At 38.0% G+C, this 15777-nt stretch carries 12 protein-coding genes; 6 read left to right on the top strand and 6 right to left on the bottom strand.

The genetic code is table 11. The features are described 5' to 3' along the window. Positions 1-124: 124 nt before the first annotated feature. Together I6E69_RS20180 and I6E69_RS20175 are read left to right on the top strand one after the other, a co-directional pair. Complete coding sequence (locus I6E69_RS20180) at positions 125-2587, top strand: hypothetical protein (RefSeq protein WP_197122149.1); 2463 nt, start codon at positions 125-127, stop codon at positions 2585-2587. Between the two features lie 11 nt (positions 2588-2598). Continuing rightward, positions 2599-3114, top strand: coding sequence for a hypothetical protein (locus I6E69_RS20175; protein ID WP_197122146.1), 516 nt, complete (start codon positions 2599-2601; stop codon positions 3112-3114). A gap of 298 nt (positions 3115-3412) precedes the next feature. On the opposite strand, the gene I6E69_RS20170 is transcribed toward I6E69_RS20175, so the two are convergent. The 6 genes from I6E69_RS20170 to rpmH form a co-directional block, all read right to left on the bottom strand. Further along, complete coding sequence (locus tag I6E69_RS20170) at positions 3413-4546, bottom strand: site-specific integrase (protein ID WP_197122142.1); 1134 nt, start codon at positions 4544-4546, stop codon at positions 3413-3415. Between the two features lie 176 nt (positions 4547-4722). Continuing rightward, positions 4723-6087, bottom strand: a complete 1365-nt coding sequence (gene mnmE, locus I6E69_RS20165) for a tRNA uridine-5-carboxymethylaminomethyl(34) synthesis GTPase MnmE (protein WP_197122138.1) — start codon at positions 6085-6087, stop codon at positions 4723-4725. Between the two features lie 395 nt (positions 6088-6482). Further along, a complete protein-coding gene (yidC, locus tag I6E69_RS20160) occupies positions 6483-8120 on the bottom strand; it encodes a membrane protein insertase YidC (RefSeq protein ID WP_024597181.1) in 1638 nt (545 codons plus the stop codon). A gap of 8 nt (positions 8121-8128) precedes the next feature. Further along, positions 8129-8404: a membrane protein insertion efficiency factor YidD gene (gene yidD, locus I6E69_RS20155; protein ID WP_004335219.1), complete on the bottom strand. Its 276-nt coding sequence runs from the start codon at positions 8402-8404 to the stop codon at positions 8129-8131. Positions 8405-8533: 129 nt separating this feature from the next. Further along, the gene (rnpA, locus tag I6E69_RS20150) at positions 8534-8956 is read right to left on the bottom strand and encodes a ribonuclease P protein component (protein WP_004335217.1); all 423 of its coding nucleotides are present in this window, start codon (positions 8954-8956) and stop codon (positions 8534-8536) included. Positions 8957-8963: 7 nt separating this feature from the next. Continuing rightward, positions 8964-9098: a 50S ribosomal protein L34 gene (gene rpmH, locus I6E69_RS20145; protein WP_004335215.1), complete on the bottom strand. Its 135-nt coding sequence runs from the start codon at positions 9096-9098 to the stop codon at positions 8964-8966. Positions 9099-9616: 518 nt separating this feature from the next. Between rpmH and dnaA the strand changes: the two genes are divergently transcribed. Genes dnaA through gyrB form a run of 4 tightly spaced genes read left to right on the top strand, consistent with a single transcriptional unit; the run spans position 9617 to position 15665 of the window. Next, complete coding sequence (gene dnaA / locus I6E69_RS20140; protein WP_004335207.1) at positions 9617-10999, top strand: chromosomal replication initiator protein DnaA; 1383 nt, start codon at positions 9617-9619, stop codon at positions 10997-10999. A gap of 13 nt (positions 11000-11012) precedes the next feature. Next, on the top strand, positions 11013-12116 hold the full coding sequence (dnaN, locus tag I6E69_RS20135; protein ID WP_004335206.1) for a DNA polymerase III subunit beta: 1104 nt from the start codon (positions 11013-11015) through the stop codon (positions 12114-12116). A 15-nt stretch (positions 12117-12131) separates the two neighbouring features. Next, the gene (recF, locus tag I6E69_RS20130) at positions 12132-13226 is read left to right on the top strand and encodes a DNA replication/repair protein RecF (RefSeq protein WP_004335205.1); all 1095 of its coding nucleotides are present in this window, start codon (positions 12132-12134) and stop codon (positions 13224-13226) included. A 12-nt stretch (positions 13227-13238) separates the two neighbouring features. Beyond that, positions 13239-15665 (top strand): DNA topoisomerase (ATP-hydrolyzing) subunit B, encoded by a 2427-nt coding sequence (gyrB, locus tag I6E69_RS20125; RefSeq protein WP_024597183.1) that lies wholly within the window; start codon positions 13239-13241, stop codon positions 15663-15665. The last annotated feature ends 112 nt before the right edge of the window (positions 15666-15777 follow it).

The following is a 15777-nucleotide window of genomic DNA, read 5'->3' as shown; positions in this document are numbered from 1 at the left end:
TTTTTCACCCAAATTTGTATGCTTATTAGCATAACATTTCTTTCTTAATGGGTGGCCAAATTAACTATGCCACTACATAGACTTACCAATTAAGGGGTCGGAGCTACTTTCTCTATATGACTTTGTGACAATATTTTCTTCACTGGATGATTCAAAATCACTTATTTCTTTTTTCAACTACCTAAAACAAGATGAACTTACATTTGGTTTATCAGGCCCTGTAGACAAACTTGCAGCCTATATTGATTCGCATTCTGTTTTAGTCGACGGAGCAAATGAACCGACTCATATAATGTTAGACCCTCATTACGGTTGTGATTGGCGATTTGGTAAGCTAAAAGAGTACTGGTGTAATGCCCCAAAACAATTTCCAGTAAAATACAAGTCTTGGTGTTTGGAAAGTAATTATGATGATATTTACTCAATAATAGCCAAAGATGACTTCACAATCTCTTGGTATACAGTAATTGGTGAGTGTGAAGTTCACTTTTACAGTATGAACATTAGTGAAAATTTAGAGATCGAAGATGCCAAAATTCTTACTCTTGCTTTAGAAGCTTTTACAGATGCCCTTAAGCAAAGAGAGGAATTAATTTCGAGCCTAAATATATTTTGTAAAAGCTTTATTAGGATTAATTGTATTGCTGCACCAGCTAGATATGATGATAAAAATATCACGGATGCATTAAATAGCGAATTTTTAATAAATTATCATCTAACAAAGGAGGATAATGAAGTATTAGAATTAACTACCAACTTTAATCTGAGCTCTATTTTTGCTCACTTTCGTGAAGCTAAAGATGCTTCAGCACAAGCAAAAGCTGTTCATGAGTTACTTGTTATGCTGAGTACATTAGCTAATTCAGATTATCCAGAGAATGTAGCTAAAGCTATTAAAGAAAGTTGTTCTAGATCCCCAAGGGTTTTGATTAATGCAATTGAAAAAAATATTTCCTTACCTGAGTATTCAGATTATGAGACTGCACATCCTCGAGATTATAAATTAGCAAGGAAAGAGTTAGCTATTATTTTAAAAAGTTTGGGGGTGAAACCAGGTCGATATGAGCTAAGCGCCGCTAAGAAAATAATAAATGATGCAAGAGATAAATTTAGAGTTGATATTCATAGGAAAATACAGAGCTTTAACAGGGCTAAGCTGATAGAGCTATGTATAACCCAACATGAGAAGTTATTTGTAAAATCCAAGGAGTTCCAGCAGCGAATTATACAGAGTTTGAAGCATGAAGTTGCATATGATCGAGAAGAAAAACTCCATGAAACTAAAGATAAAAACTCTAAGGACTCTCAAAATATTAGGTACCTAATAGAGTTTTGTGTTGGTATGGAGTGGGATGGAGGCATTAATTGTAAACTTCAAAATTTTCAAGAATTGATTGGAAAAGTTGATTGGTTAAGTGTTCTATATTCTGCTAGTGATATTCTACATAATGGAATTCAAGTAGCTGGAATAGAAATTAATGACGACTTTGTTCCAGAAGTTTTCTATTCAAAAGAACGCGAAGAGCAAGAAAGGAAGTTTACTCGACTAGAATCAGAGATCAAACTCGGAAAAGGTTTAAATGAAGAAGACCAGGTAAGCTCAAACCTTGAACGGTTTGTTCCTAGTTTGGATTCTGCGTTTGAAACAGATTTAGGTTTTAAATTTACATTGATGATTGAAGTGCTCTCGGTTATGTCAAAGTGGACACAATATAAAGAAGGCGTGAAAGAGTCATTTATATATCAAAGCGAGCCAAGTGATTTGGTAAATGTCATATCAATGGCTTTGGGCGAATCTAATCGAAATGCAATAAATAATGCTATTAACTTCCTCACTCTGGAGCCAAAGAAAACTCTAATTTTGTTTGGAAAAAATACTAAGGAACCAGATGTTCCTGTATGGGAGCATAACAAGAGGGCTTACAGGTATACATTAAGGCCTATTGTTCCACTCTTAGGGAGTAATGACTTGTTGTGGGGAGCTGGCATGGCAGAACAGGCCCGAAATATTTGGGCTGGGGCTATAGCTGAAGGATATCTACCTACGGAACAAAGCTCTAAATTGATAAATGGATCAGTCAGGAGAATTAAAGAGAGTATTGAAAAAGATCTTGAGTACGCATCTGAAAAAGTTGTGCGTAGATACTCGAATTATGTTTTACGTGGTATCGATTTTAAAAGACGCTTCAAGTCAGAGAATTTTGACGACGTTGGTGACTATGATGTCCTAGCATATTGGCCAAATGAAAATCGTTGGCTCACTATAGAGTGTAAGTACGTTCAACCATCATTTTGTATTAAGGACTCGAAGCGGTTGCAGGAAAAAATGTTTGATAAATCTAAAGGAAAAAGCCATTTATGTAAAATAGCTAAAAGGAGAGAGTTTTTATTAAGAAATCTAGAAAAATTAAGAGAGTTATTAAAATGGCCTGCCACCAAAAATAGTAGTGATGTAGTAATTGAAGAGCTCTATGTTAGTAAAAACACCTATTGGTGCATGTATGTAACACCATATCCCGTACCGACTGAATTCGTCCAGATAGATAGGCTAGATAATTGGTTCATAACTAACGGTTTTACCAAATAAGGAGCTACATAATGAGGGGGGTAGAAATAATTACGATACCTGTCTATCGTATTGAAAGGGGTAAATATAACAAACAGAAAGATTTGTTTTCTGAAAAGGTAATGTTTGGAGGCCCTGATGGTGAATTTAAAAGAGCTTATGCTAAAAGTGATAGGAATTGGTATTTAAATTTCAAATATCACTTAGATGAAAAATTTGGTGGTTCTTGGGAATATAATGAAATAATCGGTTATTTAGAAATTTATATACTTGGTAATCAAGTTAGGGCTCAATATTGGCAAGACAATAAAAAAAGAATTGTAAAAACGAGGAAGAAACAATTTGTATTTAAAACACACAAATTAGTTCCAGAAGTTAGCTTTGATAGAAACCCCACAAATGAAGATATTTTTGATGTCATAAATGAGTGTATTTCAGATTGTAAGCAAGAACTAAAAGGCAGGTTCCTTGATACAAGTACTCTAGATCGTTTGGGGCCTTACATAAATTGGAAGCAATTGATTCAAAATGAGAGTTTACACAATTAATCGTGTATAAAACCACTCCTTTCAAACCTGTAAAGCCATAAATCGGAACCCCGCAAGCGGGGCCCCCTTGCTTCGCAACCCTTCGGGCGATTTCTAGCTTGACTGGATTTTCTCTGCGTAGTGAAGGTTATCCAAGAGGTATGCGGCGCTCTGAGTGGCAAGCACTCGACGCTTTCACACCTCCTGGATACAACTGGCTTGTCAAATAAAAGCGGGAAAGAGGGATGGTAAATAAATATATATTTATCTGTTTTTATTATATTTTCCCAGTTTCCCATATTTCCCAACCTAATATCCTTTATTGAAATAAACTAGGTAGGGTGGTCATCGCCTCTTTTCGCTTACGTTCAACTATATCAGAGTAAATTTGTGTTGTTTTCAACTCTGAGTGGCCTAGTAGCTTTGATACCGTGTAGATATCGATATCATTAGTTAACATACGGACTGCGAACGAGTGCCTTCCACAGTGAAAGGTTATGTGCTTTGTAATCCCTGCTCTGAGCATCCATTGGGTTAGGGCTACGTTTGTATAGCTTGAGTATCTTAAGCCTTTAAAAACACGTTCATGGGCTTCTCCTTGCGAACCTAATAAGCTGATCGCATCATCGGGCAAATCAAGGTACTGAAGGTTTTTTGTTTTCTTATGTTTGAACGTCGTGCGTTGCTCTTTTAAAGCTATTTGATTCCACGTTAGCTTGTGAATATCGCACCAGCGCATACCGGTGAGGCAACTGAATAAGAATGCTCTTTTGAGTACATCATATCGGCATTCTGTTCTATAGAGAGCTGTCAATTCTTCCTCTTCTAAGTAATTACGAGGGTTTTGTTCGATCTTGATGCTCTTTACTTCGTTTACAGGATTTCGGCGTATAATGCCTTCGTGAAATGCTTTGTTTAAAGCCGCTCTCACTTTATTGAAATAGCATGATGTAGTATTTGAAGAAAGTAGCTTATCTGACTTTGTTCGTGCATGTTTAATTAAGTATGTTCTGAACCCTAATAATACATCAGCATCGAAGTCTGCAAATGATAAAGGGTTACCCTCACAGTACTTTTGCAAATGGATTAATGCTGATTCCCACAGAGATACATTTGATTTACTGTCTGTGTGCTCTTTGTCATTAATTATTTGCTGCATGTAGCTATAAAAGCTTTCTTGCTGCTTTTCTGAGTCTTCAAAATGATGCTTGTTGTTAGCTAAGTCGACAACTGCTTGTGCTCTTATCTTTTCAGAAATATCTAGGGTCTTTTTATTGTGATCTCGTTCAAACTTGTCTTTAGGAGTGGCATAAATAAACAAGTCTAATGATTGTCTTTTACGGCGTTTTACTCGTTTGCCATTTTCATTTAGGTAAGAGCCATAATTTCTGGTTAATAAAAGTTGTTGGCGGCCAGCACTATCAGCTGATTTTTTCTCGATGGTTAGTTTCATAATAAATTCCTCTTTGGTGGACCAATAGTGGCCCACAACAAAGAAGTAAGTGGGCCATTCGAGGCCCATATTATGAAACTAAAGGAAGCTAGAGAAAGATAAAAAAGTTATTAAATGTATGAATGTATTAGATATTTCAACTTTATTTGGATGTTTCTTTCCTTTGGTTTACCTTGTTATTTACCAATACAAAATGAGCTAAATATTTTGCCAAGTAAGTCGTCTGAGGTAAATTCACCGGTTATTTCGTTTAAATACTGCTGTGTTAAACGCAATTCTTCAGCCAATATTTCACCAGCAATGTGCATTTCTAATTGTGTTTTACCTGTTTCTAAATGATACGCAGCACTCTCTAGTGCATCCAAATGACGACGGCGCGCCATAAAGCCACCCTCTGTTGCGCCTTGAAAGCCTATACAGGCTTTTAAATGCTCGCGAACAAGTTCAATACCGTCAGCATTTTTAGCACTTAAGCTGATGACCGGGTATTGTTGCTCTTGCTCCATTCCGACTATATCACCCGATAAATCAGCTTTATTTCTGATGACCGTAACCCCCATACCTTCTGGTAATTTTGCCATAAATTCAGGCCAAATTTTATGCGGGTCAGTATCTAAAGTGTCAGTGCCATCAAGCATAAATAAAACGCGATCGGCTTGGTTTATTTCATCCCACGCCCGTTCAATACCTATTTGTTCTACTCTATCTGGGCTCTCTCGTAGGCCTGCGGTATCTATAATATGCAATGGCATACCATCTATATGTATATGCTCTCGTAGTACGTCGCGAGTGGTACCGGCTATTTCTGTTACGATTGCAGCTTCACGACCGGCTAGGGCGTTTAGTAGGCTTGATTTACCGGCATTTGGGCGACCAGCAATAACAACACGCATACCTTCGCGCATGATGCTACCTTGTTTTGCTTGGTTGGTTACGGTATTAAGCTGGGTAATAATGGCGTCTAAGTCGCCTGATACTTTACCGTCTGATAAAAAATCAATTTCTTCATCAGGAAAATCTATTGCCGCTTCTACATACATACGTAAGTGAATTACTTTTTCTACAAGCGTTTCTATGTGTTTAGAAAATTCACCTTGGAGAGACTGTAGGGCGCTTTTGGCAGCTTGTTCGCTTGTAGCATTAATTAAGTCGGCGATGGCCTCTGCTTGTGTTAAATCAAGCTTGTCATTCATAAATGCCCGCTCAGAAAACTCACCAGGCTTTGCTAAACGAACGCCCTCTATTTTACTAATTTCTTTAAGTAGCATATCAAGTACTACAGGACCGCCGTGGCCTTGTAATTCAAGTACGTCTTCACCAGTAAATGAGTTAGGACCTGCAAAGTAAATGGCAATACCTTGGTCAAGTTGCTCGCCAGCTAGGCTTTTAAATGGCACGTAATCGGCGTAGCGAACTTTAGGAATTTTACCTACTACTTTTTCGGCGACACTTTTAGCAAGGCTGCCTGAAACGCGAATAATACCAACACCACCACGTCCGGGGGCAGTTGCTTGTGCTGCAATTGTATCTTGATTGATCATGCTATTAATTTGCCAACGATGAGTAACTTTATGGCGGTATTGTAACCTATGAAATAAACACTCGCGAATACTCTGGTGAAAAACAGGCAATAAAAAAGGCGACCGAAGTCGCCTTTATATAAGTAATATACCCAAGCCATCTCAAGATGCGAGTTTCAGTTGGAGTTAAAAGCTATTTAGGCAAGGCATTGATTGAGAATAATAGTGGTTCTATTGTTAAAATCAATAACGCGGTATAAATCGCTTTTAAACCAACCCTTTGGGCGTTTCACAGGTACTTAATTTCATCGTTGTTACTTTTTAAAAGGGACTGCCATTCTTGCGAAGTAACGCCTTGATCTTAAGCCCCTGTGAAACGCTGAATTTTGCATCTTGATGTGGCTTGGGTATAGGCGCTAGCCTCTTACTTTAATTCCTTTCTTTTCCATGCCACGGTAGATGATTAACATCTGGACAATAGAAATAAGGTTAGACACTAACCAGTAAAGAACTAAACCCGATGGGAACCATAAGAAAAATACAGAGAAGATAACCGGCATAAAGGTCATCATTTTTTGCTGCATTGGATCAGTTACCGTCATAGGCTGAAGTTTTTGCGTCACAAACATACTCGCACCAAATAAGATTGGTAATACGTAGTACGGGTCTTGTGCAGAAAGGTCTGTTAACCAAAAAATAAATTCAGCATGGCGAAGTTCAGTTGACTCTAAGAATACGTAGAACAAGGCTAAGAAAATTGGCATTTGTAGCAAAATAGGGAAACAGCCACCCATTGGGTTAACTTTTTCTTTTTTGTACATTTCCATAGTTGCTTGGCCGAACTTTTGACGGTCGTCACCAAACTTTTCTTTAAGAGCTGCCATTTTAGGCTGTAGCGCACGCATTTTTGCCATTGAAGTGTATTGCGCTTTAGTAAGTGGGTACATTAACGATTTAACGATAATAGTGATGGCAATAATTGCTACACCCCAGTTACCTAAAATGCTATGTAGCCATTTTAGCAATACAAATAAAGGTTGCGAAATAAACCATAACCAACCGTAATCTACAGTTAAGTCTAAGTCTGGGTGAATCGCTTCAAGAATATCTGACTCTTTCGGACCCATATAATAAGTAGCAGTTAGTGTTTGCTCACTACCAGCTTGAATATTTACAGCGGGATCTTTAGCACCAATAATAGCGGCATTACTTTTTGTAATTAAGCTATAAATTGTATTTGTTTGATCCTGCATTGGAACCCAAGCACTTACAAAGTAATGTTGTATAAATGCAACATAACCACCTTGCGTGTTTTTGTTTAGGTTTTTATCAGCCATATCTGAAAAACTATACTTTTCGTATGGTTCTTCGTCAGTACCGTATGCAGCACCTAAATAGTTTTGATCAACCATGCTACCTTTTTCTTGTACGGTACGCTTAATTTGCGTGTATAGCTGTACTTGAAGAGGTGCGCTGGTAGTGTTGTTGATTTTGTATTCTAAGCCTACGTCATACTGACCTTTTTTGAATACATACGTTTTAGTAAAACTAACACCATTACTATCAGTAAACTGAAGTGGAACGCGAAGCTCATCACCCGTTAAGGTATATGATTTTTGTTCGGTACTATAAGTAGGGCGACCGTTAGCTGATGCGTCAGGGCCATTTAAGCCAATTAAGCCACTTTGTGAAAAGTATTGTTTGCCACTATCAAGCTGACCAAGAAGCATATAAGGTGTTTCACTTCCTTTAGTTTCTTCGTATTGAAGAAGGTCTGTTTCAACAATGTCACCGCCTTTGGTGTCAATTTTAACTTTAAAAACGTCAGTTGTGATTTCAATAACTGAACGTTTAGCTAAAGTTGCTGAAGCGGGTAAACCTGAATCTGACGATGAAGGAATATAATCATCCGACTCTGGTGAATTTGCTTGTAGTGTTTGTGTTGTGGCACTTGGATCGGCTTTAGGCTTGTTGTAATCATTATCCCATTCTTGGAACAATAAAAACGACACTAGCATTAGGCCAATTAATAAAAACGTGCGTTGCGATTCCATAACAGCTCTTATTTCTCGTGTTGGTGGTTAATATGGGTTAATTTTTCAGGTACGGGGTCGTCTCCACCTGAATGTAAAGGATGGCATTTTAATATGCGTTTTAAAGCTAACCAACTACCTTTTATAAATCCATGCAAATTAATTGCTTGAATTGCATAATGTGAGCAGCTTGGATTAAAACGACAATGCGGACCTAACAGCGGGCTAATCCACTTTTGATAACCGCGGATAAATAACACTAAACAAATCTTAGGAAAAGCAACAAGTGGTTTAATTAACCTCATGATGTTTATGCCCCTACTTAAGTTTAGTGAGATAGATATCATGTATTTAAAGACTCAATTAGAAATTTTAAATGCATGATTAAAAGGTGAGCTAAAGATACATTAATTAACCCTGCAATTCTATTGCAATTAGGTTTGTTTATTAGATTTAGCTGATTTGTTTGGGCGTTTCTTAAAAGGTGGCGGTTTAGGTGCACCTGGTTTACAGCGTTCGTTAATTTTTCGCCATAATTTAGTAAGTTGTTTGGTTAATTCTTCATTAGACTGTTCATCAATACCACTTTTCACCATAAGCACAATATCAATATTATCGATGCTGTGTTGATTTAAACGAAAACTTTCGCGAGCGAGACGTTTAATACGGTTTCGTTGGCATGCCTTTTTTACGCGTTTTTTAGCAACAGTAAGACCTAACCGAGGTTTTTCTTGGTCATTTGGTTTAGCTAATAGAGTAAAGAAAGGAGTTGCAGCCCGAGCGGGTTCATTAAATATGCGAGAGTAATGCGAGGGAGTTAACAGACGTAACTCCCTGCCAAAGCTAAAGTCTTCCACTTATAAATTAAGCAGAAAGAACTTTGCGGCCTTTAGCGCGGCGACGTGCTAATACTTTACGGCCATTTACAGTTGCCATGCGAGCACGGAAGCCGTGTGCACGTTTGCGTTTTAAAACGCTAGGTTGAAAAGTTCTTTTCATAACAATCTCATCCGATCGGTTAAAGTTAAAACATCCTATACAGGTCGCGATCCTGGCATAGGTGCCATTGCGAGCGCGAGATATTATAGAGTAAGTAACGTAAAGTCAATCATAATTACGTTCGCAGTATATAGCCTACTTATGGTCCATAAAGAGATCATGTAGGGCGATCTGATAGGATCATCATAAATAAGAAGTTTTCCACAGCCCCTGTATAAAAAGTGAATAAAAGCGGGGGAAAAGAAAATTGGATCGTAAATTTGGTTCGCGATCTTGGTGTTATTTTGTTATGATCTCCTCTTCGGATCTAAAATAAAAACTGTTTTAAATCAGGTTGTTAATGATTTTATACATCGATATCAACAATTTTATAAAAATCAATCTTTTACTTGTGGATAAAGTGCCTTCATAATACGCGGTCTTGGGTCGCTTATTGGACCATTTGAACGCAATAAATGTATGATTTATAATCATTAATGATGTGCGGGAATAAAAATTATATCTCTGGGAGTTTAACTGTGTATCTGTCGGTTTGGCAAAGTTGTTTATATGTATTGCAAGATGAGCTGCCTTCGCAGCAATTCAGTATGTGGGTAAGACCACTACAAGCAGAAAGTACCGAAGATACCTTGACGATTTATGCACCTAATCGCTTTGTGCTTGATTGGGTAAGAGAAAAGTACCTAAATAGAATTAACGAATTATTAGTAGAAATTTGTGGTGTTGAAGCACCAAAGCTACGTTTTGATGTAGGTAGTAAGCCTTTATTAAATGCGCAAGCTGCACCGGTTATAGAAACGCAATCAGCACCACAAGCTTCTACAAAACAACAGCCTCGTGAGCAAAAGCCTGTTGTTGAACCTGCGCCTAAATCAGGTTACAAATCTAACATTAAAGAAAATTATACCTTTGACAGCTTTGTTGAGGGTAAATCAAACCAATTAGCAAAAGCAGCGGCTACTCAAGTTGCCGATAATCCTGGCTCTGCTTTTAATCCTGTATTTATTTACGGTGGTACTGGTTTAGGTAAAACTCACTTATTACATGCAGTAGGTAACGGCATTATGGCAAACAAGCCAGATGCTAAAATTGTTTACATGCATTCAGAACGCTTTGTTCAAGATATGGTAAAGGCACTGCAAAATAATGCGATAGAAGAATTTAAGCGTTATTACCGCAGTGTTGATGCATTAATGATTGATGATATTCAATTTTTTGCTAATAAAGAGCGTTCACAAGAAGAGTTTTTTCATACCTTTAATGCATTGCTTGAAGGCAACCAACAAATTATTTTAACCTCTGACCGTTATCCAAAAGAGATTGAAGGGGTCGAAGACCGTCTTAAATCACGTTTTGGTTGGGGATTAACAATCGCGATTGAGCCACCAGAGCTTGAAACTCGCGTTGCTATTTTGATGAAAAAAGCACAGCAAAGTAAGATTAACTTACCACATGAAGTTGCCTTTTTTATCGCCAAAAAATTACGTTCAAATGTACGTGAACTAGAAGGCGCACTTAACCGTGTAATTGCTAATGCTAATTTTACAGGTCGTCCTATTTCGATTGATTTTGTAAAAGAAGCACTACGCGATTTACTTGCCTTGCAAGATAAGCTGGTTACGATAGATAATATTCAGCGCACCGTTGCTGAGTACTACCGAATTCGAGTGTCAGATCTATTGTCTAAGCGCCGCAGCCGCTCTATAGCAAGGCCACGCCAAGTTGCCATGGCATTATCTAAAGAATTAACTAATCACAGCTTACCTGAGATTGGTGACGCATTTGGTGGACGCGATCATACGACTGTATTACACGCATGTCGTAAGATAAAATCACTACGTGACGAAAGCCACGAAATTAAAGAAGATTACCAAAACTTAATAAGAACATTGTCATCTTAGGGCTGACTTTATTATGCAAATAACAATATCAAGACAACAATTTTTAAAGCCATTGGTGCAAGTGTCGGGTGCAATAGAGCGCAAACACACGCTACCAATCTTATCTAACGTTTTGTTAGTGGTAGAAAACGGACAACTTTCAATGACGGGTACTGACCTTGAAATTGAATTAGTTTCTGGCGTATTTGTAGGTGATGATATTGCCGATACAAAACTAACGTTACCCGCTAAAAAGTTACTCGATATTTGTAAAAGTCTACCAGATGGTTCAGACATTACTTTAAGCTTGCAAGAGCACCAATTACTTTTAACCAGTGGTAAAAGCCGTTTTTCATTAACGACTTTATCTGCTGATGATTTTCCTAATTTAGAGCAGTGGGATGGTGAGGTTGAATTTCAACTAACTCGTTTAGAGCTTCGTAAGTTACTTGAAAGCACGCATTTTTCGATGGCAAATCAAGACGTACGTTATTACTTAAACGGTATGTCGTTTGAAGTAGATAATACAGACATAAAAACAGTAGCAACAGATGGTCACCGTTTAGCTATTGCACAAAAGCAATTAACGCAATCGCTTAATACTCAACGTCAATTAATTATACCTCGCAAAGGTGTGCAAGAAATTATGCGCCTTATGGTAGCTGACGACGAATTGGTTACAATTCAGTTTGGTGCTAACCATATTCGTATCATTGATATTGAGTTTACATTTACAAGTAAGCTAGTTGATGGACGCTTTCCTGATTACCGTCGTGTATTACCACGTGGTGGTGACAAAGTAATTACAGCTAACCGAGAATGGTTACGAAATGCGTTTCAACGTGTGTCTATTTTATCGAATGAAAAATTTCGTGGTGTACGCTTAAACCTATCAAACGGTTTATTAAAAATTACTGCCAATAACCCAGAGCAAGAACAAGCTGAAGAAGTTGTTGAAGTAAGTTACGAAGGCGCGGACCTAGAAATAGGATTCAACGTGTCTTACGTATTAGATGTACTAAACACATTAAAAACAGAAGACGTACTATTTACATTAGCCGACTCAAACAGCAGTGCATTAATTGAAGGTGCAGGCGATGAAGAAGCAATGTACGTTGTTATGCCTATGCGTTTATAAGACTATAAATACATAATGAGCTTAAGTCATTTGAGCCTCAAATATTTTCGTAATATTGAGGCGCTGACGCTAGAACCAGTCAACGGCGTTAATATAATTTATGGTGAAAATGGCAGCGGAAAAACCAGCCTTTTAGAGGCTATATATTACCTTTCTCATGGCAAATCTTTTCGTACTCCAAAACACAAAAGTATTATTGCGCACCAGCAAGAGCAATTTGTAATTCACGGGCGTAAAACAATACACGATTTATCAATTCCAATTGGTATTAGTAAAACGCAAACGGGTGAGACTAATTTAAAAATTCAAGGTAAGGCGAGCCGTAGGATATCAGAACTCGCTCAACTTATGCCTGTACAAATTATTACACCAGAGAGTTATTCTTTGTTTTTTGGTGGACCTAAAGAGCGCAGAAAGTTTTTAGATTTAGGTTTGTTCCACGTGGAACATGAGTTCTTTTTTTTGTGGCAATCATTTAATAAAGTACTTAAACAACGTAATGCATTATTAAAAACTAAGCCCAAGAATTATTTTGACCAAATTAAGTTTTGGGACAAAGAATTTGTTAGACTGGCTGAAGAAATAAATAAATTAAGATTGGCGTATATAAGTAGGTTTAAGCAGCAATTTTTTGATAAAATGTGTGCAGAATTAACGCTTGTACGTGATTTAGAAATGACCTTTAGCGCAGGCTGGAAAGAGACTGAATCTCTTGCAGATGCGTTAGAGCAAAACTTTGAGCGAGATGCTCGCCAAGGGTTTACAAGTAAAGGCCCTCATAAGGCCGATTTTAGTTTTAGTGTCGCTGGCAACAGTGTGGAGAATACATTCTCACGCGGTCAATTGAAGCTATTATTGTATGCGTTGAAAGTTACGCAAAATAGCTTAATTGAGTCAGAGACAGATAAGCAATCTATATTGCTAATAGATGATCTACCTTCAGAATTAGGCGAAGATACAAAAGAGAAAGTGGGACAATTACTTGCTCACTGCAGTTCTCAAATTTTTATCTCTTCAATTTTATCTGAAAGTATTTCTGCTGTGGTGGAACCCATGCAACGAGAACTACAAATGTTCCACGTGAAACATGGCAACCTAATAACAAGATAAGTGGGATTAACCATGTCTGAGAATTATGACTCGTCGAGTATTAAAGTACTTAAAGGATTAGACGCAGTAAGAAAGCGTCCTGGAATGTATATTGGGGACACCGATGATGGCACAGGCTTACACCACATGGTGTTTGAGGTCGTTGATAACTCGATCGATGAAGCCTTAGCAGGTCATTGTGATGATATTTATGTAACGATTCACTTAGACGGTTCTGTCTCAGTTCGAGATAACGGTCGTGGTATCCCAACTTCTATCCATGAAGAAGAAGGCGTATCTGCAGCCGAAGTTATTATGACGGTACTTCATGCCGGTGGTAAGTTTGATGATAACTCTTATAAAGTCTCGGGTGGCTTACATGGTGTTGGTGTTTCTGTTGTAAATGCACTTTCAGAAAAACTAAAACTGACTGTTCGTCGTGAAGGTAAGCTTCATGAGCAGTTTTATACTATGGGTGTTCCAGATGCACCTTTAGCTGTAATTGGTGACTCAGAAACAACTGGTACAGAATTACGTTTTTGGCCAAGCGCTGAAACATTCACAAATTTAGATTTTCATTACGACATTTTAGCTAAGCGTTTACGCGAGCTTTCATTCCTAAACTCAGGTGTGAGCATCATCTTAAATGATGAGCGTGAAGAAAATAAATCTGACCACTTTAAATATGAAGGCGGTATTCAAGCTTTCGTAGAATACTTAAACCGTAATAAAACACCTATACATAAAGGTGTGTTCCATTTTACTCACGAACGTGAAGAAGATGGTATTAGTGTTGAAGTATCAATGCAGTGGAATGATGCATACCAAGAAAACATTTACTGTTTCACAAATAATATTCCACAACGTGATGGTGGTACTCACTTAGCCGGTTTTAGATCAGCGCTAACACGTACACTTAATAACTACATGGAAAAAGAAGGCTTTAACAAAAAAGCTAAAACAACCAGCAATGCTACCGGTGATGATGCCCGTGAAGGCTTAACGGCTGTTGTTAGTGTTAAAGTTCCTGATCCTAAGTTCTCATCGCAAACTAAAGACAAGCTAGTATCAAGTGAAGTTAAATCTGCTGTTGAACAAGCAATGGCTGAAAAATTCACTGAGTTTTTACTAGAAAACCCAACTGATGCCAAAATTGTTGTAGGTAAGATTATTGATGCCTCACGTGCACGTGAAGCGGCGCGTAAAGCCCGTGAAATGACACGACGTAAAGGTGCAATGGACTTAGCAGGCTTACCAGGTAAGCTAGCTGATTGCCAAGAAAAAGACCCAGCCCAATCTGAACTATATATAGTGGAAGGGGACTCTGCTGGCGGATCAGCCAAGCAGGGACGTAACCGTAAAAACCAAGCTATTCTTCCGCTTAAAGGTAAAATATTAAACGTAGAAAAAGCACGTTTTGATAAAATGTTATCTTCGCAAGAAGTAGCAACACTAATTACTGCATTAGGGTGTGGTATTGGTCGTGACGAATATAACCCTGAGAAATTACGTTATCACCGTATCATCATCATGACCGATGCGGACGTGGATGGTTCTCACATTCGTACGTTACTACTAACATTCTTCTATCGTCAAATGCCTGAAATTGTAGAACGCGGTTATATTTATATTGCTCAACCACCACTTTATAAAGTGAAAAAAGGTAAGCAAGAGCGTTATATTAAAGATGATCCTGCATTAGTAGAATACTTAACGTCGCTTGCACTTAATAATGCTGCTTTATATCCAAGTGCAGATGCTTCTGCGCTAGAAGGTGAAGCGCTAGAGAAAGTCGTTCACGATTACCAAAATACAGTTAAAGTTATTGAGCGTTTAAAGCGTAAATATCCTAACACGGTAATGGAACGCTTAATCTACCAAACAGAGTTGAAAACTGATGACCTTTCTGACGAAGCTAAAGTAATTGCTTGGACAAAAGAGTTAGTTGATGACTTGATTGCACGTGATGAAGATGCAACTATTTTCCATGCAGGTACAGAGTTTGACGCTGAGCGTAATATGTATTACCCGGTTGTGAATATTCGTCAGCACGGTGTTGATAAAGCACATGTACTTCATTATGACTTTATTGCATCACGTGACTACCAACGCATTGCTGTGACTGGTACTAACATTGCAAACATCTTAAAAGAAGGTGCTTATATTCAACGTGGTGAGAAAACAAAACCTGTTGATAACTTTGTGGATGCTTTGGAATGGTTGATCACAGAATCTAAGCGCGGGATCTACATTCAACGCTATAAAGGACTGGGTGAAATGAACCCAAGCCAGCTTTGGGAAACGACAATGGATCCTAGTGCTCGTCGTATGTTACAAGTAACGATTGAAGATGCTGTTGGCGCGGATCAATTATTTGCCACCTTAATGGGTGATCAAGTAGAGCCTCGTAGAGAGTTTATCGAAACTAACGCTCTACGCGTAGTTAATCTAGACGTGTAAAAATATTACTTACACCGAAAAAGGAGCCTAATGGCTAATGCCGATCAGTTAAGAAAATGACCGGTTGACCGATCCAAACGATCATGCAAAATCCGTAGTTAGGAAACTAACT

This window comes from Pseudoalteromonas sp. NZS100, assembly GCF_015864815.1.
GTDB lineage: Bacteria > Pseudomonadota > Gammaproteobacteria > Enterobacterales > Alteromonadaceae > Pseudoalteromonas > Pseudoalteromonas distincta.
Note: the sequence above shows the minus strand (reverse complement) of the source record. Positions and strands in the feature narration are given on the sequence as shown.

Excerpts from the sequence above, each read along its gene's own strand:
- I6E69_RS20175 (WP_197122146.1), top strand. The coding sequence starts at position 2,599 with ATGAGGGGGGTAGAAATAATTACGATACCTGTCTATCGTATTGAAAGG.
- I6E69_RS20170 (WP_197122142.1), bottom strand. The coding sequence starts at position 4,546 with ATGAAACTAACCATCGAGAAAAAATCAGCTGATAGTGCTGGCCGCCAA.
- mnmE (WP_197122138.1), bottom strand. The coding sequence starts at position 6,087 with ATGATCAATCAAGATACAATTGCAGCACAAGCAACTGCCCCCGGACGT.
- yidC (WP_024597181.1), bottom strand. The coding sequence starts at position 8,120 with ATGGAATCGCAACGCACGTTTTTATTAATTGGCCTAATGCTAGTGTCG.
- yidD (WP_004335219.1), bottom strand. The coding sequence starts at position 8,404 with ATGAGGTTAATTAAACCACTTGTTGCTTTTCCTAAGATTTGTTTAGTG.
- rpmH (WP_004335215.1), bottom strand. The coding sequence starts at position 9,098 with ATGAAAAGAACTTTTCAACCTAGCGTTTTAAAACGCAAACGTGCACAC.
- dnaN (WP_004335206.1), top strand. The coding sequence starts at position 11,013 with ATGCAAATAACAATATCAAGACAACAATTTTTAAAGCCATTGGTGCAA.
- recF (WP_004335205.1), top strand. The coding sequence starts at position 12,132 with ATGAGCTTAAGTCATTTGAGCCTCAAATATTTTCGTAATATTGAGGCG.
- gyrB (WP_024597183.1), top strand. The coding sequence starts at position 13,239 with ATGTCTGAGAATTATGACTCGTCGAGTATTAAAGTACTTAAAGGATTA.